This is a genomic window from Flavobacterium kochi (genome assembly GCF_048286715.1).
Classification (GTDB): Bacteria; Bacteroidota; Bacteroidia; order Flavobacteriales; family Flavobacteriaceae; genus Flavobacterium.
In genome coordinates this window covers 1-22,295 of the sequence record NZ_JBLVPW010000032.1, presented here as the reverse complement: position 1 = coordinate 22,295, position 22,295 = coordinate 1, and the positions used below count along the sequence as shown (strand labels likewise).

Annotated in this window: 20 protein-coding genes; 8 read left to right on the top strand and 12 right to left on the bottom strand. The window is 33.1% G+C overall.

The window, feature by feature from the left end; all coding sequences use genetic code 11:
• The first annotated feature begins 24 nt into the window (after window positions 1-24).
• The 8 genes from ACNQGH_RS19460 to ACNQGH_RS19425 all read left to right on the top strand — a co-directional run bounded on the left by ACNQGH_RS19460 (window position 25) and on the right by ACNQGH_RS19425 (window position 8,130).
• Window positions 25-162 (top strand): DUF1016 N-terminal domain-containing protein, encoded by a 138-nt coding sequence (locus ACNQGH_RS19460; protein ID WP_417957693.1) that lies wholly within the window; start codon window positions 25-27, stop codon window positions 160-162.
• 450 nt (window positions 163-612) lie between these two features.
• Window positions 613-1,464: a hypothetical protein gene (locus tag ACNQGH_RS19455; RefSeq protein ID WP_417957692.1), complete on the top strand. Its 852-nt coding sequence runs from the start codon at window positions 613-615 to the stop codon at window positions 1,462-1,464.
• Between the two features lie 23 nt (window positions 1,465-1,487).
• On the top strand, window positions 1,488-2,303 hold the full coding sequence (locus ACNQGH_RS19450; protein WP_417957691.1) for a BRO family protein: 816 nt from the start codon (window positions 1,488-1,490) through the stop codon (window positions 2,301-2,303).
• Window position 2,304: 1 nt separating this feature from the next.
• Window positions 2,305-2,484 (top strand): hypothetical protein, encoded by a 180-nt coding sequence (locus ACNQGH_RS19445; RefSeq protein WP_417957690.1) that lies wholly within the window; start codon window positions 2,305-2,307, stop codon window positions 2,482-2,484.
• A gap of 195 nt (window positions 2,485-2,679) precedes the next feature.
• Window positions 2,680-3,447 carry a DEAD/DEAH box helicase gene (locus tag ACNQGH_RS19440; protein ID WP_417957689.1) on the top strand — a complete coding sequence of 256 codons (768 nt, stop codon included), beginning with the start codon at window positions 2,680-2,682 and terminating at the stop codon, window positions 3,445-3,447.
• Between the two features lie 134 nt (window positions 3,448-3,581).
• Window positions 3,582-4,604, top strand: coding sequence for a DEAD/DEAH box helicase (locus ACNQGH_RS19435; RefSeq protein ID WP_417957688.1), 1,023 nt, complete (start codon window positions 3,582-3,584; stop codon window positions 4,602-4,604).
• Window positions 4,591-5,790 carry a GIY-YIG nuclease family protein gene (locus tag ACNQGH_RS19430; RefSeq protein ID WP_417957687.1) on the top strand — a complete coding sequence of 400 codons (1,200 nt, stop codon included), beginning with the start codon at window positions 4,591-4,593 and terminating at the stop codon, window positions 5,788-5,790. The genes ACNQGH_RS19435 and ACNQGH_RS19430 overlap by 14 nt, the downstream gene beginning before the upstream one ends.
• Window positions 5,791-5,946: 156 nt before the next feature.
• Window positions 5,947-8,130: a PDDEXK family nuclease gene (locus tag ACNQGH_RS19425; protein ID WP_417957686.1), complete on the top strand. Its 2,184-nt coding sequence runs from the start codon at window positions 5,947-5,949 to the stop codon at window positions 8,128-8,130.
• A 1,278-nt stretch (window positions 8,131-9,408) separates the two neighbouring features.
• Here the strand turns inward: ACNQGH_RS19425 and ACNQGH_RS19420 are convergent.
• The 12 genes from ACNQGH_RS19420 to ACNQGH_RS19365 all read right to left on the bottom strand — a co-directional run bounded on the left by ACNQGH_RS19420 (window position 9,409) and on the right by ACNQGH_RS19365 (window position 22,011).
• Window positions 9,409-10,014, bottom strand: coding sequence for a COG1361 family protein (locus ACNQGH_RS19420; protein ID WP_417957685.1), 606 nt, complete (start codon window positions 10,012-10,014; stop codon window positions 9,409-9,411).
• A 1-nt stretch (window position 10,015) separates the two neighbouring features.
• Window positions 10,016-10,786 (bottom strand): hypothetical protein, encoded by a 771-nt coding sequence (locus ACNQGH_RS19415; RefSeq protein ID WP_417957684.1) that lies wholly within the window; start codon window positions 10,784-10,786, stop codon window positions 10,016-10,018.
• 1 nt (window position 10,787) lies between these two features.
• Window positions 10,788-11,510, bottom strand: a complete 723-nt coding sequence (locus ACNQGH_RS19410) for an ABC transporter ATP-binding protein (protein WP_417957683.1) — start codon at window positions 11,508-11,510, stop codon at window positions 10,788-10,790.
• A gap of 172 nt (window positions 11,511-11,682) precedes the next feature.
• Window positions 11,683-12,291, bottom strand: coding sequence for a phosphatase PAP2 family protein (locus ACNQGH_RS19405; protein ID WP_417957682.1), 609 nt, complete (start codon window positions 12,289-12,291; stop codon window positions 11,683-11,685).
• A 74-nt stretch (window positions 12,292-12,365) separates the two neighbouring features.
• Entirely contained in the window at window positions 12,366-13,121 is a 756-nt protein-coding gene (locus ACNQGH_RS19400) for a phosphatase PAP2 family protein (RefSeq protein WP_417957681.1), read from the bottom strand.
• Between the two features lie 50 nt (window positions 13,122-13,171).
• Complete coding sequence (locus ACNQGH_RS19395) at window positions 13,172-16,219, bottom strand: efflux RND transporter permease subunit (RefSeq protein WP_417957680.1); 3,048 nt, start codon at window positions 16,217-16,219, stop codon at window positions 13,172-13,174.
• Window position 16,220: 1 nt separating this feature from the next.
• Window positions 16,221-17,174 (bottom strand): efflux RND transporter periplasmic adaptor subunit, encoded by a 954-nt coding sequence (locus ACNQGH_RS19390; protein WP_417957679.1) that lies wholly within the window; start codon window positions 17,172-17,174, stop codon window positions 16,221-16,223.
• Window positions 17,143-18,378: a TolC family protein gene (locus ACNQGH_RS19385; protein WP_417957678.1), complete on the bottom strand. Its 1,236-nt coding sequence runs from the start codon at window positions 18,376-18,378 to the stop codon at window positions 17,143-17,145. The genes ACNQGH_RS19390 and ACNQGH_RS19385 overlap by 32 nt, the downstream gene beginning before the upstream one ends.
• 28 nt (window positions 18,379-18,406) lie before the next feature.
• Window positions 18,407-19,429, bottom strand: a complete 1,023-nt coding sequence (locus ACNQGH_RS19380; RefSeq protein WP_417957677.1) for a YncE family protein — start codon at window positions 19,427-19,429, stop codon at window positions 18,407-18,409.
• A gap of 158 nt (window positions 19,430-19,587) precedes the next feature.
• Window positions 19,588-20,007, bottom strand: coding sequence for a PepSY-like domain-containing protein (locus tag ACNQGH_RS19375; RefSeq protein WP_417957676.1), 420 nt, complete (start codon window positions 20,005-20,007; stop codon window positions 19,588-19,590).
• A 65-nt stretch (window positions 20,008-20,072) separates the two neighbouring features.
• Window positions 20,073-21,341, bottom strand: coding sequence for a sensor histidine kinase (locus ACNQGH_RS19370; RefSeq protein WP_417957675.1), 1,269 nt, complete (start codon window positions 21,339-21,341; stop codon window positions 20,073-20,075).
• Complete coding sequence (locus tag ACNQGH_RS19365) at window positions 21,334-22,011, bottom strand: response regulator transcription factor (RefSeq protein WP_417957674.1); 678 nt, start codon at window positions 22,009-22,011, stop codon at window positions 21,334-21,336. The genes ACNQGH_RS19370 and ACNQGH_RS19365 overlap by 8 nt, the downstream gene beginning before the upstream one ends.
• Window positions 22,012-22,295 lie beyond the last annotated feature (284 nt).

Below are 22,295 nucleotides of genomic sequence, written 5' to 3'. Positions count from 1 at the left end.
ATTAAAAAAACTTAAATTATTAAAATGATGTTACAAGAACAATTTACTGATATTATCCAATTGATAAGACAGTCAAGATCAAAAGCGATTACAGCAATCAATACCGAAATGATCAATCTCTATTTGAACATTGACCAATACATTCATACAAGGAAGAATTGATTCATTTATATGATTTTCAAATGTTTATAGACATTTTAAATTTAGATGATTGAAATATTTATTTTTTCAAAATGTGGAAAACCGTAAAATTATATAAAAACACATGTTTAGCTTTGATTTTTTATGACATGAACCTGTTTATAAATATTGAGCCTAAATTAACAGGAAATACTAGGGAATCTGTAAGTTATAGGAGTAGGTTATATCTATTAAAATTTATAGATTTACGTTTTCACATTAATACCACATCAATGTAAATTAGCGATTGATTTTGGTAAAGAATATACGATGTAGAGCGTTGCTACCGTTCCAAACCTTTTGACAGCGATGAAGAACGATTGGAATATTTGTTTAAGTTGTATGAAAAGATGATAGCAGCCGAAAAAGAAAAAGTCACGCTATTTGCAGAGGAGAAAAAAGCTAAAAAAGTCAAAGTGTAATGGAAGTAAAATGATAAAAAGAAACTATTATTCTGTTCGTACTAGAAAGCTTGATTCTGATGGAGAAATTGATTTTGAAATGTTAAAAAAACTTTTTTTGAGTAATTATAATATCCTTGACAATGCAGGTTATTTTCAAAAATATTTTGGTTTTGAATGTTCTGAGGGCTTCCAAAGAGGGCAAATAAGTGGACAGTTTGACGACTATGTATTTCTAAATATTCGGAAGGAAAATTTATTCCCAGTTGAGACGAAAATTAAAGATTATACAGAAGATGATTTTTTTGATATTTTAGAATTTTTATATGATCATTGTTCAAAAGGTCAAGAAGGTTATTATCATGATGACAATAGTTGGGGAGGAGGTTGTAAAAGATTTCATTATCAATCTTATGATGATTTTGAAGGACAGAAACATTTTAGGGAAACTATGAATAATGTTTTAGGTGATTATAAAGATGGATTTGAAATTTCGGATAAGGGAGAGGTTTTAATTTTATCTGATAATGGGCTATCTAATTTATTTGAAGCTGATATTCCAACAAATGATGCAGATAATATTTCTAATAAGATGAATGCTGCAATACTAAAATTTAGGAAAGCTAAATCTACATTAGATGATAGAAAAGAAGCCATTAGAGAATTGGCTGATGTACTAGAATTTGTCAGACCTGAAATAAAAAAACATTTGGATAAAAAAGATGAAAATGACATTTTTAGTATTGCTAATAATTTTGGCATAAGACATCACAATGCTGCCCAAAAAACTAATTATGACAAAGCGATTTGGTATAGCTGGATATTTTATTATTATTTAGCAACATTACATGCAGTTTTAAGAATGAGTAATTCAAAATCATAAAAGACCGAAAAAATGAAATAGATATGGAAAATGAAATCAAACTATTTGAAGATAAAAAAGTACGAAGCCATTATGATGCCGAGAAGGAAATTTGGTATTTTTCGGTTATTGATGTTATTGCTATTCTAACAGGAAGCTCAGTGCCAAAAAGATATTGGAGCGACTTAAAAAAGAAGTTGACCAAAGAAGGAAGTGAAGTGTACGATAAAATCGTACGGTTGAAAATGCTTGCTGATGATGGTAAAAATAGAATTACTGATACCGCTGATACCGAAGCGCTGCTAAGATTAATTCAATCTATTCCGTCGCCAAAAGCCGAACCTTTCAAACAATGGTTGGCTAAAGTAGGCTATGAAAGAATCAAGGAAATTGCCGATCCCGAGCAAAGTATAGACCGAGCCAGAGAAAACTGGAAACAACACGGCAGAAGCGAAAAATGGATTCAGCAAAGAATGATGGGTCAGGAAACCCGAAACAAATTGACCGATTATTGGAAAGAAAGCGGTGTGGAAGAAAAAAAGGATTTCGCTATTCTAACCAATATCATTCATAAGGAATGGACGGGTCTAACGGTAAAAAATCACAAAGAAGTAAAAGGATTAAAATCGCAAAATTTGAGAGATCATATGAGCGAAGCCGAATTAATCTTTACGGCTCTTGCAGAATTATCCACAAGACAAATAGCCGAAAATGATGAAGCCAAAGGAGTGCCCGAAAATGCAAAAGCAGGTAAAAAAGGAGGTGCAATTGCTAAAAATGCAAGAATAGCATTAGAGAACAAAACAGGGAAAAGCGTAGTTACAGGAGAAAATTTTTTGCCCCCAGCGAAGGAAGAATAAATTGATAGAGGGACGAAAGCCGAATTATCATATATCTGCTGAATTAGCCGAGATTAAAGGAGAAAAAGCCGAATATATTCGTAATCGAGGATTTAAAGACGAACATTATAAAAAAATGGTTTTAGACTATTTAGATAAATATGAATATGCGTCTAAAGAAGATATAGATAAACTTATTTAGACATACTTCCTGATGTTTTAGATAAACAACAGAAAGAAAATAAAGTAAAAAATTTGATTTACGCAATGCATAAAAAGGATGAAACCCTTGTAAATAAAAGAACTAACAGAAAACCTATTTGGAAAAAGTTTGTCTAAAATCGGTATAGATAAAAAACACTTTAGACAAACTTAGACAAACTTCAAGAAACAAACCATGCCAGATATAGTAAATGTAAACTACCACAAAACAGGAAATAGTACCAAAATCAATACGATGGGTATGCGAGAAATGCAAACCCGTGCTTTTGAATCACGTGATGCACAGTATTTATTATTAAAAGCACCTCCGGCTTCGGGAAAATCCCGTGCCTTGATGTTTTTGGCTTTGGATAAAATAATCAATCAAGGGATCAAAAAAGTAATTGTAGCTGTTCCCGAGCGTTCTATTGGTAGTTCATTCTCTAAAACTGATTTGAAAAAAGATGGCTTTTTTGCCAATTGGGAACCAAACGACAATTACAATCTTTGTACGCCCGGCGATGATGGAAGCAGCAGTAAAGTCAGGGCATTTCATAAATTCATGGATAGTGAGGAGCAATTATTAATATGTACACACGCTACCTTACGCTTTGCCTGTGAGGAATTGGATGAAGCAAAATTCAACAACACGCTTTTGGCGATAGATGAATTTCATCACGTTTCTGCCGATGCTAATAACAGATTGGGAGAATTATTAAAATCGATAATGAACAAATCTACGGCTCATATTGTAGCCATGACAGGATCTTATTTCAGAGGGGATTCCGTGCCTATTCTAACTCCAGAAAACGAAGCCAAGTTCACTAAAGTAACGTACAACTATTACGAACAATTAAACGGGTATAATTTCCTGAAATCATTAGGAATAGGCACGGAATCCCCTCTGCAATACTTGATATTCTCGATACCGATAAAAAAACAATCCTCCATATTCCAAATGTAAATTCAGGCGAATCCACTAAAAACAAACACAATGAGGTCAATTTCATTTTAGATGCTATTGGCGATGTAATCAAGCAGGATTCCGATACTGGTGTAATTCATATCAAACGACACAGCGACGGCAAAATAATAAAAGTGGCCGATTTGGTAGAAGACAGTTCCAGAGAAAGAGACAAGATTGTAAACTACTTACGAAATGTTAATTCTGTTGATGATATGGATTTAATCATCGCCTTAGGAATGGCAAAAGAGGGTTTCGACTGGCCCTTTTGTGAACATGCTTTAACGATGGGATATCGTGGTTCATTAACCGAGATTATCCAAATTATTGGTCGTTGTACACGCGATAGTAACAATAAAACCCACGCCCAATTTACAAATCTAATCGCCAGCCCGGAAGCCATTCAGGATGATGTAAAAGTGGCTACCAATAATATGCTGAAAGCTATTACAGCATCATTGCTAATGGAACAAGTATTGGCACCAAACTTCAAATTCAAAACTAGATTAGATAATGATGACGAAGAGGCTAAACCAGGTGAAATAAAAATTAGAGGATTCAAAGCGCCGACTTCCAAAAGAGTAAAAGATATTGTAGAATCAGATTTGAATGATTTGAAAGCTACAATCTTGCAGGACGACACTATGCTGAAAGCAATGCCGGGAAACATAGATCCCGAAGTAATCAACAAAGTGTTAATGCCGAAAATCATCAGAATTAAATACCCGGAATTAACAGACGAGGAAATTGAAGAAATTCGTCAATATGTTGTAGTGGATTCAGTTATAAAATCGGGCGAAATAAAAGAAGTCGGAGACCAAAGGTTCATCAGGATGGCTGATAAATTTGTAAACATAGAAGATTTGCATATTGACCTGATTGACACGATTAATCCATTCCAAAAAGCTTTCGAAATCCTTTCGAAATCAGTGACTACAAAAGTGTTGAAAGTAATTCAGGACACTATTGAAGCCACAAGAATAAAAATGGACTTTGAAGAAGCTAAAATTTTATGGCCAAAAATTGTTGAGTTCAAAAAAATGTATGACAAAGAACCGAGTCTAAATGCAAACGACCCATTAGAAAGAAGAATGGCAGAATGTATTATTTACTTGAAAGAGGAAAAAAGAAAACGAATGACCAATGCAAATGGATAAATTTCAAACCTTAGAGGACATTTTTGCAAACGATCAATATGACATTCTAAATGTCAAACCTAAAGTTTCAAATGCACGAAATGCGGACGAACGACTATCGGCTTCATTCGGTGAAGTAAATGATTTCGTTGAAAAACACCATAAAGAACCTAAACCCAATCCGGCTAATATTTCAGAATTTCAACTCTATTCCCGACTAAATAGTATTAGATCGGATATAGAAAAAATGCAATCTTTAGCGGAGCAGGATATCCATGGTTTGTTGAAACTGGAAGCAAAAGAGCTTAACTCACTCGATGACATTTTTAGCGATGATACTTTTGATTTGTTGGGGGATGATACAGATCTATTTGATTTCAATCACACACCAAAAACGGACGAAAGAGCCCCTTCTGATTTTGTAGCAAGAAGAAAACCTTGTAAAGATTTTGATAAATACGAAATGCTTTTCAAGGATATTCAAAAGGATTTAGGGGATGGTAAAAGAAAGCTGGTTGATTTTAAAGAAGATAATTTAAGGCAGGGCGATTTTTATGTCCACAACGGCGTTTTGATGTTATTAGAAAACATCAATTTGACCCAAGAAGAAACCTATGTAGAAGGCAAACGTTTAAGAAAAGACGGTAGAACAAGATGTATTTTCGAAAATGGCACCGAATCAAATATGTTGTATCGTTCAGCAGCCAAAATTCTATATGCCAATGGTAGAGTGGTAACACAGAACATGGATAAAGTAAACGAAAACTTCATTGAAAGATTTAGCAATATAACTGATGAAGATGCAGCAGCAGGATATATTTATGTCCTACGTTCCAAAAGCAAAGACGAAAGAATTATAGCGATCGATGATTTGTACAAAATTGGATATTCTAAGGTTGAGGTTGAAGAAAGAATCAAAAATGCCGAAAAAGACCCAACATATTTAATGGCTCCTGTAAAAATTATAACTTCTTGGAAATGTTATAATATGAATCCACAAAAACTGGAACAATTACTTCATAATTTCTTTGGCAAATCTTGTCTGAATATTGACGTTTTTGATGAGAAAAAAAGAAGACATACCCCAAGGGAATGGTTCATTGCACCGATTGATGTTATTGAACAAGCTATTGAATTGATTATTAGTGGGGAGGTAGTAAACTACTTTTACAATATTGAAAGCAAAGTAATCGTAAAGCGATATTAGTTTAAAACACAAAACGGTTTAAAGTATGTATTATGGGAATGTTTAATTACATTTGAAAACAAATAAAGTATAGCAATTACAAAGAGTAGCCGCTTGTGTTGTTCCTAGAAGTAAGCTGGCTGTTGTATAATGATTCGAGAACTAAATTTTTAAGGAATGAATACTTACAAGGAAAATGAATTTATAAAGGTTGTAGGAGTATTTTTACCAACGATTCTTAGAGAAATAAAAAAACATGAAAACCCAATTCAATCGTTCTTTGAAGCATTTACAAATTCATTAGAATCAATTAAAATAAACAAAGAGAAGAAAGGCGTTAATGAAGTTGATAGTGTGATTTCTTTAAACATCTATTTTACAAAAAATATATTGTCCGAAAAGGAATTTCAAAAATTCGTAATAGAAGATGATGGTATTGGTTTTAACAATGAGCAATTTACAAGATTTACAACTTTAAAAGATAATCGTAAAGGGTTTCACAATAAAGGAAGTGGAAGAATTCAGTATGTCCATTGTTTTGGAAGATGTGAATTCAATAGTGTATTCGAAGAAGAAGGTAAGTATTTTGAAAGAAGTTTTACTATTTCAAAATCACCTGCTTACTTAGACAAAGATTCTGTAATTAAACATAATTACACTAAAGAAATTGAAGCTAAAAAATCGGGTACTGTTTTGATTTTATCTGATTTATTGATTCAAGATGATGCTAAAAAACTGACTATTAGTATCAGTAATTTAAAAATCGAGTTATTAAAAAGGTATTTGAGATATTTTTGTTCGCATAGGGAAACATTGCCTAGAATCATATTAAATGAATATGTTGATGAAACTCTTACTAACACTATTGAAATTACAAAAGATGAAATACCTGTCCCTGATAAGACCGAACCTTTTCAAGTTCATTATAGTACTATTTTAACACAAAATGCAGAGATTACAAAATTGGATGAAACTGAGGATTTTGAATTATTGAGCTTTAAAATTAATAAAACAAATCTTGATCAGAATTCGATTTCTCTTGTAAGTAAGGATGAATTAGTTGACAATAAAGATTTTAAATTAAAATTTAAGTTTCTGTCGCCTGATGAATCATTAGAGAATATGCGCTATTTAGTTTTAATTTCGAGTAATTATTTGAATGCGAAAGATTGTGATACTAGAGGCAATTTGTCGATTGTAAAAAGAGAGTATTTCAGTAAAAGTGATGATTTATTCAGCGTAGGCAGAAAAGAAATTTTATTTGAGGACATCGAAGATAACGTTGATGAGATTATTGATAGAATATACCCTGAGATCAGTATCAAAAGCATAGAGAAATCGAATAAAATTGATGAAATAAGAAAACTATTTCTGTTTAACGATGAGGTTTTACAACATCTTTCCATAAGTCTGAATGATACAGAAGACAAGATAATCCAGAAACTTCATATTGCTGAGTCAAAAATTTCGGCTAAAAGAGATACTGAAATTTTTAATCAGATGAATAGCTTGAAAAATTTAGATCCTGCGGATAAGAATTTTGATACTAACTTAACCTCAACGATTGAAAAACTAACAAAAGAAATTCCGATTCAAAATCGAACAGCATTAACTCATTATGTTGCTCGTAGAAAAATCATTTTAGAATTGTTTGAAAAAGTTTTAGATAGGAAATTACTTGTTCAAAATGACGGAAGTAGAAACAATGATGAACAATTGTTGCACAATATCCTTTTCCAACAATCTGCCACGAATCCTAACAGTAGTGATTTATGGCTTATAAATGAGGATTTTATTTATTTCAAAGGCACTTCCGAAAGTTTAATCAAGGATATCGAAATAAACGGAGAAAAGATAATTAAGGATAAGTTGACCGATGAAGAAGAAGTTTATATAAAGGCATTGGATGAAAATCGACTTTTGAAAAGAACCGATATATTATTGTTTCCAGATGAAGGAAAGTGCATAATAATTGAATTAAAAAACCCAAATGTAAATGTGTCAGAGCATTTAAATCAAATAAGCAGATACGCTACGTTGTTGCGGAATTTGACGAAAGATAAATTTGCGTTTGATACTTTCTATGGATATTTGATTGGGGAGAAAATAGATGCGGAAGATGTTAGGGATTTCGACTCAGATTTTAAACACGCTCCTCATTTTGATTATGTATTTAGACCTAAAAAAGATATTGTAGGCAAAAATGGAAGATCCGATGGGAGTTTATATACAGAAGTAATAAAATATACAACCCTATTAAAAAGAGCAAAAAAACGAAATGAAATCTTTATTGAAAAGCTAAATATCAACGGAGATTTTCAATTGTTAGAAGATTCTGATCCTGACGATTTACCTTTTTAATACTATTTTGAAATCAATAGTAACTTAGATGGTTAAAACAAATCCCAGCTCTCCGAAGACAGGAGTCTTCGGAGTTTTTATTTCCATTTGTTCTGTTTAATTGATTTTGACCATTCTTTATGGCGCGTCCCTACGGGGTGGGCTGTTCGCTATAATCTCCTGCTTCGTAAACTACGCAGGAGGATTTCCGCTGCCATCCCTCGCGCAGTTTAGTATTCCCTTCAAAATTTTAGTAAATTATCATAATATCTTTCCCAATATGTTCCCCGAATAGAATACTTTAGAAAGTATATCTTCCAAAACTTTCATTTCCATAAAAAACATCACGTTAACATCACGGGCAATCAAGCGGTCTCTCTTCGGTCGTTCTCTTTGTTCCGTTCGCCAGCTCCAGTCGGTCGTCGGCTAAAAAAAGCCTCCTCTCTCAATTCTGTAGGCACTACTCAGCACAATAAAATTAGCAGCTTGAGAATAAGCAGCTATTTTTATTGCGTCGCTTTGTTCCTCATTTTTACACGTTTTCTACCCTCCGTTCGGCAGGGCTACTACATCCACAATACCGCTTCATTCCGTTTCATTCCGTTTCATTCCGTTTTACTCCGCAGGCTACGCTCCACTGTATTCCAGCCGTATTATGTCTGTCTCCCTTTGTTTTTTCAGCATTGGTGCTCTTCGCACAGACATCGGCTTTGGCTCTGTTAGCACTTTACCCTAAATCAAGGAACACCTAAAGGTGCCTTCAATTTTTTTTCGCCGTTTCATGCTCGCAGTAGAATTGTATTCCAATTAAATTCTATTAAGAAGTTTTAATCAGATTTCCACTCGAAACTGGATATTCCAGTGCAAACTGTTCCACTCATTCCACTCGAAACTGGTTCTTCGTCAATTTTGGTGATATAGAATCGTCATGTATTGCATCTTAAATTATTAAAATACAGGTCTTTAATTTTATTTTTCTTGTGATATTCTTAAGTGTATTGACGTGGCTCAAAAATGAACTGATTTAATAATTGTTGATTGGAAAAAGGACTTTTAAAGTTGACAAGTATATAATTTACATGGTAAAATTGGAATGTTCTTTGTAAAAGGAAGGGATTTGTTGAAAAATAAAGGTGTTCCGACTATTTATATTTTCACCAAAATTGACGAAGAACCACTTTCATTGGAATACTTAAAACGGACTAAAAGGGCAGCTAAGATAGTGTCCGTCGTATGCTGCACGCGCATAATGGCTGCGCCACCCTTCGGGACTTATAGCGCTCCGCATTCTTAGTCCACTTATTTCTTGCTTTCTTTTTTCCATAGCACTTCAGTTTTGTCTTTCGGTGTTATTTCTCTGTCCCAATTGTGATTATTGCTGCGTCTTTTCCGGATGAAATTAATTGAGCCTAAAATAAGCATTAATAGTAATGGCATCCCAATAGCTACAGGTAAGATTTTTCCAGGATTCAAATTTATTTTAGGACTTACATGAAAATGAATCATCCTGCTTACAACAGGTGTTTCTGTTTTTTGTGCGGATGCAATTACTATTAAAGAATAATCCCCTGCTTTTACAAAGTGAATTTTAAAGTTGAGAGGCATTGTCTTTCCAGCTTTAATTGTAGGAATGTAAACTCCTTTTTCGGCACTCCAATCTTCAAGATCAACAGGCAATTTATTTTCATTATCAACCAAAGAAAGATAGGTTATGACATTAGTAACAGGTTGGACTCCTGAATTTGTAATTTCACTTTTAACCGTTACATAATCACCGGCAATACCATTTAAGTTTTGTGATGATTTAATATTTAAAACCAAAGGAGGGATGTTCTTCGCATGCAGAGAGCTGACAAAAGTCAACAGAAATAATGAAGCGAATAAATATTTAAAAAAATATTTCATATCAGTTGGTTTTAATAACTCCATCATGATTAAATTTTTTCATTGAAAGCAAAAGCATCAAAAAACCGGCAACAAGAAATCCAAACAAGGGCAATAAGTATTTTAGATTCTGCGCTAATGAGGTTTGGTAATCTACTAGCACATTATCCAATGAAGCGAAAATGTTATCAATTGGATTTATCGACTTAAAGAAACTGATGAAAGCATTTCCCGTTATAGTTGCAGGAAATAATGCGGGAAGCGTACAAATCAGAACAATGATAAGTGAAGTAGTTAGTGTGTTTTTGGCGGAACGATATATTAAAGAGACAGCAAAAACAATTAAGATTAAACCTGTTATACTAATTGTTCCGAGCAAAGCAGTATAAATGAGAAAAGCCAATGCTAAATTACTTCCGCTGGAAGCCACAATAATATAGGGTACTGCAACAATGTAAATTAAGAGCCACTGTGTTAGCGATGCCAAGAGTTTTCCAATAACTAGGTTTTTTAAGGAAATAGGTGATAAAAAAAGACTCTCTGCGGTTTCATTTTCAAATTCAGAAGTTATGATTGCCGAAGCATCTATAGTAACCATCAATATAGCAATGCCAATAATTACTTTTCCGAGCAACAATAACAATTCAGTTTGATCGAGCAAACTCAGTTCGGTATCGGTAAGCAATAGGTAACAGGTTATGCTGAATAGCAAAGAAGATATAACAAGCCAAGCTAAACTTTTCCAAGTATAAAGTTCTGCTCTTATTTCTTTAAGCCAGATTTGTGTTATCATTTTAGGAATTGGTTAAATTTAAAAATGCTTCCGTTAAATCTTTGCTGCCTGCGTTCTTTATTATCTCATTCACTGTTCCTTGTGCCACTAAGTGTCCGTGATTAATAATAGCAAGCCTTGAGCAAAGATTAGAAACCTCCGGAAGAATATGGGATGAGTAGATAATAGTGACTCCTTGTTTATTTAATTCTTTAAGCAAGTTTTCAATATCTTCTTGCCCTTTCGGATCAAGTCCAATGGTTGGTTCGTCAAGAATAAGTATCTGCGGATCATTCACTAAAGCACGTGCAAGGCTCAATCGTTGCTTCATCCCGCGGGAGTATGTACCAATCTTTTGGTGTTTGTGCTCCGTTAAAACAACCTGCGATAACAATTGATTTATTTTTTCAGTAATTTTATTTTTAGGCACACCATAAATAGTAGCAAAGAACGACAAATACTCAACGGCATTCATCCAGTTATAAAACCCACGACTTTCGGGAACTGTTCCAAGTTTGTGAGCAATTTTTATTTTTTCAGTTTGAGGTAATCCGTCAATAAAAATATTTCCAGAGTCAGGTCGATATATTCCTGTTATCAGTCTTATAGCAGTTGTTTTACCTGCACCGTTTGGTCCCAAAAAACCAAAAAAATCGCCTTTTTTTATTGATAAATTCAAATTATCGACCGCCTTATACGGGCCAAACGATTTGTTGAGATTTGTTATAGAAATTAGATCACTCATTATTTTGTTATTACGTTTTTAAAAATATAATTCTTTGAATTTAAAAAAAACAATAATTTATACGAATGGTATTATGGGGACTTCTAAAACCGATTTTCGGACAATTGTTAACATTGAATAAATCATAACGAGTTATTTTCTATGTTAAAGATAGGAAATTGCCGAGTGAAAATCAATTTTTATGGCTTTTTTGTTTGGCCTTCTTACTTATATATTCGTTTATTTTATAAATAAGAAGTGCTGTACCGCTACCTATAATTGCCCCTGCAAATACATCGCTTGGATAGTGAACACCCAAAACTAAACGAGAGTAACCAATGGCTAAAGCCCATAAAAAAGAAAATACAATTATGTATCTTTTTGGAAAAGCAATACTTACAGAAGTGGCTATCACAAATGCTGTTAAAGTATGTCCTGACGGAAAAGATGCACTGCTAACATTAGTTACTTTTTCTATAAAGGAATAGGCCAAAAATGGTCTTGTTCTGTTAATACTTAATTTCAAAAGGACTGAAATGAGCGATGAAATCACCACCGAAAATCCAATGTATGTGGATTTTTTTTGAAGAATTGCCTCTTTTCTGAACAAACTCCATAAGAACAAAATGACAGGTGTGGCAATGCAAATAGGAGTTACACTATTAGTTAAAAATATAAAAAACGGGTCTAATGATCGATCTCTATTACCATTAATGTATCTCAGAAGATTAATATCTACGTTTTGAACATTTGGAATAGTTAAGAAAAAAAATAATACGATTAAACATAGATTTTTATACATTTTATTTTTTTCTAAACAATTACTAATTTCAATATTTTAAAATTACTGAAACAAAAAAGAGGTTCAATGTTATTTCAAAAATTCCTCGCAAAGCATAATCCTAATTCTTTTCCATTGTAAAAAGGTACAATAACTGATGTTGTATTATTTCTTTCGGATCTAAATAATTTCCTATTTATATAAGGATTCATCCAATAGGCAATTTTTGTGCTTAAAATACCTATTCCAGCGCCAGCAGCAACATCTGTCAGCCAATGTTTATTATTGATAATTCTAAAAACTCCTGTTCCTGTTGCAACCACATATCCTGAAATTCCGTACCAAATGGATTTGTCTTTATATTCCTGCCATAAAAATTCAGCTCCGGCAAAAGCAGTAGCAGTGTGTCCTGATGGAAAAGAATTATTGGAACTTCCGTCAGGTCTTTCAATCTTGGTTAAAGATTTTAATCCCAAAACGGAGGCTGACATTATGATATAGGAAGTAACCAATATTACAGAACGATCCTTCAGGTTATTTTTCCCTTTTATTCCTGCTGCATTCAGCGCATAAACTGAAACGAAGGGCACATACTGTGAAAAATCATCAATAGTTGTTTTGGTATCAATATCTTCTTTTACTTCCGTTCGGATGTCTAAATTAAATTTTTTTATCTGGTCACTTTCAATACCAATAAAGCCATATCCCATCAATACAGCCGGAATAATAAGTTGTTTATAACTGAATTTGATATTTTGAGGAATCTCTTTCTTCAAAATAGTATCTGTTTTTAGTTCTTGCGCATTTATAGTGGCTATACTAAAAAATACTACTACAATGATTTTTAACATCTCTTTATCTTTTAAATTATAGATTAATTCTGAACGCTATTACTACTTAACTAGGTGAAATGTTTAAAGTGTTTTTCATTTTTAAAAACAAAAAATAATAAAGTAGGCAATATTATCAAAAGTAAAGGCATTGCAATTATAAATCCTCCAATTACGGCTATAGCCAGTGGCTGATGCAGTTCTGAACCCGTTCCAACGCCTATTGCAAGTGGAAACAGGGCTATAATTGCTCCCAGCGCAGTCATTAATTTTGGACGCAACCGCGTTGAAATCGAATAAATTATGGATTGATGCACATTACGTGTTACTTTGAATGTTTCTCTAAACTGCAGAAAAGTAAAAATGGCATTTTCACTAATAATTCCAACTATCATAATAATCCCTGTATAACTCCCAACGTTTAATGGTGTTTTCGTTATGAAAAGCAAAATATAACTTCCTGCAATTCCCAATACCGAAATTAAAAGGATTACTAAAGCTACCCTAAAATCTCTAAATAAAAATAAAATAACCCCGAAAACCAATAAACAGGAAGCTATTAATATCATCAATAGCTCCTTGAAAGATTGCTGTTGCTCTTTATAGGCTCCTGCATACTCTATATAATAACCACTTGGTAAATTGATATTTTCTGACACTTGGGTTTGAATATCCTTCATGACACTTCCCAAATCCCTATTATCAAGTCTACCGGTCACCACACTTATCATCTGAAGATTTTCACGTTCTATTTCAGCGACTCCTTTTTGAGCTGAAATAGCAACTAAACTTGAAATAGGGATGACTTGTCCATCTGGTAAAAACAATTGCAATTTTTTAATGTCTTCCAAACTTCTTTTTTCAGAATTTTTATAGATTAATCTGATGGGAGTTAATCGTTCATTCTCTAATAAATTTCCAATAACATTCCCTTCAAGGGCAGTTTGTAACTGAAATTGTAAGTCCGCGGGAGTAATCCCATATTGTGCCAACTGACTATAGTTGGGTACAATATTTACCGACGGTCCGGCCAAAATAATACCATCAAAGACATCGGCTGTCCCTTTTACTTTTTCTACTATTGCATTTACTTTTTGGGCTATTTTTTGCAATTCAGCTTGATTACTGCCAAATATTTTCACTTCAATTGGAGAAACAGAACTCATTAAATCACCCAACATATCCCCTATTACCTGTCCAAAATCAATACGTAAAGCAGGCTGAGTCGCTTCCACTTTTTGTCTGATTTCATCAATAACATCGTTGCTGGTTTTACTTCGGTCTTTTTTTAACTGAATCAAATAATCCCCACGATTGGGTTCCGTTATAAAAAACCCCATTTGTGTTCCTGTTCGGCGACTGTACGCTGCTACTTCAGGTATTTTTATAATTATTTTTTCTACCTCTTTGAGCATGCTGTCGGTCTCTTCAAGTGAAGTTCCTGGCGGGCTTTCATAATCCAAAATGATACTGCCCTCATCCATTTCTGGTAAAAAACCAGTTTCTAAATTGGGTAGAATAATAAAAATAGAAAGCACCAAAACGATACAAAATGAAATACTAATTAGCGGTTTGCCAATAAAATAAGCGACCCACGACTGTGTTTTTACGTCATGAATTTCTATTTCTTTTTTCGTTTCATTATTTTCTTTTTTGGAAAGCACTAAATAAACCACCGGAAGTAATAGCCAGGTCACAAAAAAAGAACAAATTAAAGTGATTATCATTGTATCCGTTAACACTTTAAAATAAGAACCCGCTACACCACTCATTAAAACAAAAGGAATAAAAATCACAATTGTACTGATGGACGAACCAACCATTGCCGGGAATAAATAGTGAATCGCCTTTTGTAAAAGCGATGCAGTAGGCTCATCAGGATGCTCTTCGTGCGTTCTGTGAATTTGTTCAACAACTACAATCGCATCATCAATAATTAGTCCTAAAGCCGCTGCAATCGCACCCAAAGTCATAATATTGAATGTTTGTCCGGTTAGGTACAAAACAATCAGTGTTAAACCTAAAGTAACGGGAATAATAATCAAAATGGTAGCGCTGGCTTTTGCTGATTTCAAAAATAAAACAGCAACAATTATGGCTAATAAAAGCCCTATTAATAAACTATCCGTTACACTTTTTACCGCATCATTTACAAAACTGGCCTGCTCATAAAAGGGAGTGATTTTGATGTTTTTTGGAAGGATTTTTTTTAATGATTCCAGTTTCTCACCCATGGCCTGGGACAACGTAATCAAATTTGAATTGGGTTGCTTGAGAACAGCAATAAGAATACTCTCTTTACCATTCGCATTTACTTTTATGTATTCTTTAGCTTCGCGAATTTCGACACTGGCAATATCTTTTAAAGTTACAATTCCTTTTCCATTATTACGAATAACCAAATTGTCGAGTTCGTCCTTTTTATCCACCTGAGCGTCCGTAATGGTAAGATACAAATAGCGGTAATCCGATAAATACCCGTTAGACTTAATAAAATTAGTTTGACTTAAAACTTGCGTAATTGCATCGGGGGTAATTCCCAATGCTGTCATTTTAGTAAAATCAAGCGACAGCCAGTACTCCTTTTCTTTTCCACCAATAATCCTAATCTCGGAGACCCCCTCAATTTGCGAAAGGAAAGGTTTTATGGTATAACTGGCTATTTTTTTGAGTTCAATAGCGGAAATTCCATTTCCTTCTATAGCATATCCAATTACCGGAAGAATGGAAGGATTCATTTTTTCGACTGAAATTTGAGTATCAGGCGGAAGGTTATTTTTTATCTGGTTGATTTGCTCTTCTATTCTGGTTTTGCTTAAATCAATATCCGATTTCCAATCCATGAATGCCGAAATTTCGCAACTTCCCCTGCTGGTTGTACTTCGGACGATTTTTAAATCCTGGACTTTTTTGATGGCATTTTCCAACGGTTTTGTAACCGTAATCATCATTTTATCTACAGGCTGCTGTCCTGCATCAGCAATGATTTTTATTTTCGGAAAAGTAATTTCGGGAAACAAGCTCGTTTGCATTTTAGAATACGCGAAAAAGCCTCCCAGAATAATTAGAAAAATGATGGCACTCAGTCCGTTTTTATGTTTGACAAAAAAATTATTCATTTCAATCTGCTTTTATCACTTTTACTTTAATTGTATCTGCCACACCATAATTTCCAGAAAGTAAAATTTTATCCTCAGCAGTTAAAACTGGTGCTAGAATTTCCACTTTATCTGCCGTTTCTACTCCCTTTTTTATCGGAATCTTTATGGCAGTATTGTTATTAATCAATTTCATAATCCAAAAATCCGTTTCCGTTTCATTGCTCAAAACAGCTGCTTTTGGCAACGAAATAGTTTTTAAATTGGAACTTTTATTAATTCTGACCTTTACAATTAAATTCTCCGGAATATCATGCTTCCCAATGACTTTTAGAATAACGTTTTGAGTTTGTGAAGTGGCATCAACGGTAGGCATGTATTTTTGAACTTTCGTTTTTATAAAAGTACTATCCGGCAAGACAACAGTTAATTCTTCATTGACTGTAACATACTTTTTGAACTCATAAGGCAAACTCAGCACGATAGCAAAACTATTGGCGTCATTAATTGTCACTAAAGCGTCACCATCCTGAACATAATCACCTTGTTGTGCATTTACAGCCGTTACAAACCCATTTGTATTCGCCCTTACTGTTATGGCCCCGCCAAAATGTAAACTTGGATCAATTTTATTAATCGTATTGCCTAATACTTTTGCTTCACGGGTTTTTATCGAAAACAATACTGCCCCCCTGGAAACATAATCATTAGAAGCTACATTAACAGAATTTAAATAGCCCGTAGCATTTGCTTTTATAACATTTTTGACTAAATAGGTTGCCGTCGCATTCAGGTCAATGTAACTCTGAATGGAACTGGTATCAATTGTTGTTAAAGTTACCGGAACGCTCGCATCAATGATTTTTTCGCCTTCGTTGTTATTTTTGCAGGAAATAAACAAAAGCGCTGTCAGGATAAAAAACAGCAGTGGTTTTTTCATAGAATTAGTCATTAATACTCCAATAATTAATTTCATTTATAATTTGAAGTTTGTTGCTATTATTTTGGGAAACGGCATTTTTGATTGCTATTAAATTACCTACAGCAATACTATATTCGGTGATTTGTGCATCACCGGTACGCAATAATTTTTCATTGGCTTCAATTAATGCATTGGCGATAAGAAGTTGCGATTGCAGCTGATTTTCAACCTCGGCCGCTTGTTTCAATTTCAGATTCAACATCAATAATTGTTGTTTGTATTGGGTCTTGAAATTGTTTTTATAGGCCAAAGTAGTAGCTAATGCGGCATCATTTTTTTGATGTTGCAACGTGCGTTGGTTTCCGTCATAAATAGGAATAGAAAGTCCCAAACCCACACTAAATCCAAAATTTTTATACGCCTGATAGGCAAAACTGGAGTTGTAACCTGCATCACCTAATAAAGACAAGGATGGTTTGTAACTGTAATCAATAAATTTATTTTGATTCTGAAGTTTCAGACTGTCTACTTCAAATTGTTTCAGAAAAACTATTTTATCAGACGATTGACTATTTTTCAAAATGATTTCAGGCTTTTTTAAATGGATCAAAGTCGTATCGGTTTCTCCTGAAAGGTAATTCAACAAAGCCAAATCATTTTGATACTGCTGTTTTAATTGTAATAATACTAAATCCTGCTGCTTCACAGTGGCGCTAAAAATTAAATAGTCCGTTTGTTTATAAACTGCATTTTGGGTTAATTTTTTTAAGATGCTTGTTTCCTGTTTTAAAAGATTGGCAATTTTCTGGTTGAAACCAATTTGTTCTGAACTTGCAGCAGCTGAAATATATTGAGCAACAATGGCTTTATTTAAATCTTTTACAGTGATTTTTTGGTTCAGGACCAACGCTTCTTTTATCAATTGGAACGACTCTGATTGCGAATTGATTCTGTTTTTTCCAATTATTTTCTGGTTAACACCGATCAAACCCGAAACGGATTGACCGTTACTTAATGCGGAATCATAACCGAAACCATTAATTATCGGCGCATAATTAGCATTAAGATTTCCGGTAACTTGTGGTTTGTAAACTGCCCGATTCAATAAACTATCCAGTGTAGCCGATTTAATTTGGTTGTTGTAATCTTTAATTAAAGGAGAATTATTTTGTGCTTTAACAATGAAATAATTCAAATCTTTTTCTTGCGAAAAAGATTTGAAACAAATAAAAATTAGTAGTAAAAGCTTCCATTTCATTGGATAAATTTATGTAAAAAGAATGAAACTATTTCGAAATTGGCTCAACAACTAAAACAACAAAAGAATTAGGCACTATTACTGCTCGTGGTTTTGGGTTTTCTGCTGTTGGTGCTGGTTTTGCACCAAAATCTGCCGTAGGCAAATACAATTGACCCTTGGTTTTGTTCAGCGCAATGGTTCGGGCTCCCTTTTGAGTTTTTATAGTTTCCAGGACTGAAAAAGCAGCACCACTACCCACTTTAATAACCGTAATTGTCCCTTCACCATTAGAAGTAAAAATAAGCTTTTTCTTGGCATCAAATGCAACGCCATCACAACCGGCTCCAATAGGCAAAGTCTTTATGATTTTTCCATTTGCAGCATTAACAACTATCATTAACTTATTGCTGCAAACAGAAAACAATCGGTTCGTAACTAAATCTATTGCCAGTCCCGATGGTTCATCGCCAGGGGCAATACTCCAGGAATTGGTAACTTTTAATGTTGAAGTGTTGATGGTTTTAATGGTGTTTTTATCTTCAATATTTACGTAAATTAACCCTTTCGTATTGGTTACGGAAAACTCTGGATTTCCACCCAGCGGAATTGTTTTTACAACCTTATTCGTATTGGCATCAATAACTGTGGCATCTTTGCTTTCCCCATTGTAAACAAACACTTTTCGCGAAAATTGATCGTATAAAATGGCATCTGGTTTACTTCCTGCAATTTTTACTTTTTCAACTAATTCAAAAGAATTCAGATCTACAACAGTAACAGAGTTGTCTTTACCATTGCTAATGAATGCTTTATTCAGATCATTTGCGATGGCAATACCATGAACTCCTTTTGTATCAGGTATGGTAGCTATTGTTTTATCTGATTTTAGATCAATAATCTTTACAACATTTCCGTGAGAGACAAATAAATGTTGGGCCACATCATCAACAGCGAGATAGTCCCAGCCGTTATCTCCTGAAGTATTGATTTTCTTAGATAATTTATAGGTCTGACTGTAACTGTTTGAAATAGCAGCAATAGCAATAAACAATAGTAACGTTTTTTTCATTTTAAAAATTTAAAGATTGATTGTATTTAATTTTTAAAGAGCAAATAGTTACCATTCTATTTTAAATCTACTAAAAAATGGAAACGTTTGCTAAATTAAAAAGAGCTGGATGTAACACCCAACTCTTTATGATATTAATTTATTAAAAAAAGCAAAAATTATTCTTTTATAGACATACCATTTTCTTTAAAAGCAAGGCTTTTGCTCTTCATACCTTTTTTTAAATCTACTTCATAAATAGTTCCATGTTTCGAACTTTCTGTTTTGTCCGCCTCCGCAATTTTCCAATCACTATATTTCGATTTTACAGCTGCTAAAACTGCTTTTGGCAAATTGGCAGCTTTAATTTCTCTTTCCGTTTCCAGCCAGGTTCCGTCTTCTGAAAAATTAGCAGAAATTTTGTTCCCTTCCAATGTGAATTCTGCTTCCCATTCTTTTGGACCTTCAACCCCCCAACTCACTTTCGTAGCCGTAGGAAATTTTTTAGCAAACGCTTTTTTTACTGTATCCGGTGGAGTTCCGGCAAATGCACAACTGCAAACGAATACAATTGACATAATCATAACTAATTTTTTCATTGTTAATAATTTAAGAATTTATAATAGGTAAAGTTGCAAACCAATTTTGAAGAAATATTGAATTTTTAGAAACGGATCTCAAAAATGTGAAGATTATCTTTGAAATTATAAATAACATTCCATTCATTGTTATCGGCAATTTTTTTAATTATTGATAAGCCCAAACCATTTCCTTTTGAAGAGGGATTTACTTCAGAAAAACGCTCGAATAATTTATTTGTTTCTAATGATTTTGGTATACCTGTATTAGAAAAAATTAAAGAATTCTTATCCAATACAACATTTATAATCCCATTTATAATATTATGATTAATCGTATTTAAGAATAAATTGCTTATCAAGATTTCAGATAAAAACGGATTAGTCCTAATTACTGTACCAGACTTTAGATTTGTTGCAATGCTAATGTTTTTTGCGAATGCCTGTTCTCTAAAAAAGTCCAGTTGATTAGTGATAACCGTATTCAGAATTACATCTTCCCGAATGTTGTATTGTTTACTTTCAATCTTGGATAAAAGCAAAAGATTTTTATTTAACCTGTTTAACCTAGTTGCTGTATCATTTAAATTATCAAGTATTTCAAACTGCTCTTCAGTCACATCTGATCTTTGAAGTAATGTTTCCAGCTTACCTTTAAAAATAGCTATTGGTGTTTGTAATTGGTGTGCGGCATTTTCAATAAATTCTTTTTGACTTTTATAGATGATTGTGTTCTTTTCAATCAACTTGTTTATTGCTTGGTTAAGCCGACTGAATTCTTCTATATCATTTAATGCTAATTGAGGATTAGAATTTTTATCTATTTCAAATTTCTCAATTTGTTCTAGTGTTTCATAAAATGGTTTCCATAGTGTGAGTGACACTTTTTTTGTAATGATGAATAGGCCAATGAGAAGTATAGCTATTATTACTATAAACAATATAATAATACTTAATATCAAATCTTTTTTTTCCACTAAATTTGTTTGGGCAAAAAAAGTATACTTTTTTCCTCTAATTGTAACGGGAGAAATAAGAACTCTGTAAGGTTCTTTTTCTATGTCTAAAGTGTCGTAATAATTTTTATAAAAGAATGTATCTTCTTTTAATTTTTTTTGATTTTTTTTGATTTTTACATTTCTATTGAGTTTATTCCAAACCTCAATGTCATTTTCTTTTAATTTTGGTATTGAATTTTGAATAAATTCTTTTTTTAAAAGTACCAACCCTTCGTCTGCTTCTTCAAGATATAAAAATTGAGTAACAAAATAGAATGACGTTGCTACCAATAGCATGACTAGCAACGAAAATGACAAATAGTATTTTAGGGTTTTATGTAATAGGTTTTTAGTCATTATCCCATTTGTAACCAATGCCGTAAACCGATTTTATGTAATCGCTACTTCCGGCATCACTTAGTTTTTTTTTCAAATTTTTAATATGTGCATAAACAAAATCGTGGTTGTCTAACATATCTGCCATATCACCTGAAAGATGCTCCGCTATTGCGCTTTTTGATAAAACTTTATTTTTATTCCCAATTAGAAATAATAACAAATCAATTTCTTTCTTGGTACATAGAATTTTCCTTTCTCCAATTTTTACAGATTTAGCTAATGTATCCACTTCAATTTCATTAAATTCAATTTTATTATTTCCATTGAACTTTTTTCTTCTTACCAATGCTTGAATTCTTACCAAAAGTTCAGAAAGATGAAAAGGTTTTGTTAAGTAATCATCGGCTCCCAGGTTGAAGCCCTCAATTTTAGTCTCCAAAGTTTCCTTTGCAGAAATTATAATAATTCCCTCTGATTTGTTTAGACTTTTCAACTCTTTCAGAATACTAAAACCATCACCGTCAGGAAGCATTAAATCTACTAAAATACAATCATAATCATACATAGTAATTTTATCGAAAGCAGTTTCAAATTTACTTGCCACTTCACAATGAATATCATTTGCTTTTAAATAACTTTTTATGCTAGTGGCAATATCGATTTCGTCCTCAATGATTAAAATTTTCATACCGCAAGTTAACAATTCAATTTTGAATGAAAATTGAATTTGTTGGTTTTGTCAAATATAAAGCATTGTTGTCCCGTAAAAAACTTTAGAAAGTTAATTACCGTATATATTCACTTTGCCCCGGAATTCAAATACATACAAAAAGTAGAACCAAATAGCTAACTTTAATTGCAGCGGTAAAACCTAGCACCTCAATGGTGAATACTATCCCTGCCGGAATTCTGGTTGAAATGTATAAACCCCAACTATATTGAGTAGTCGGGGCTTTGAAGAACCAATTGGTG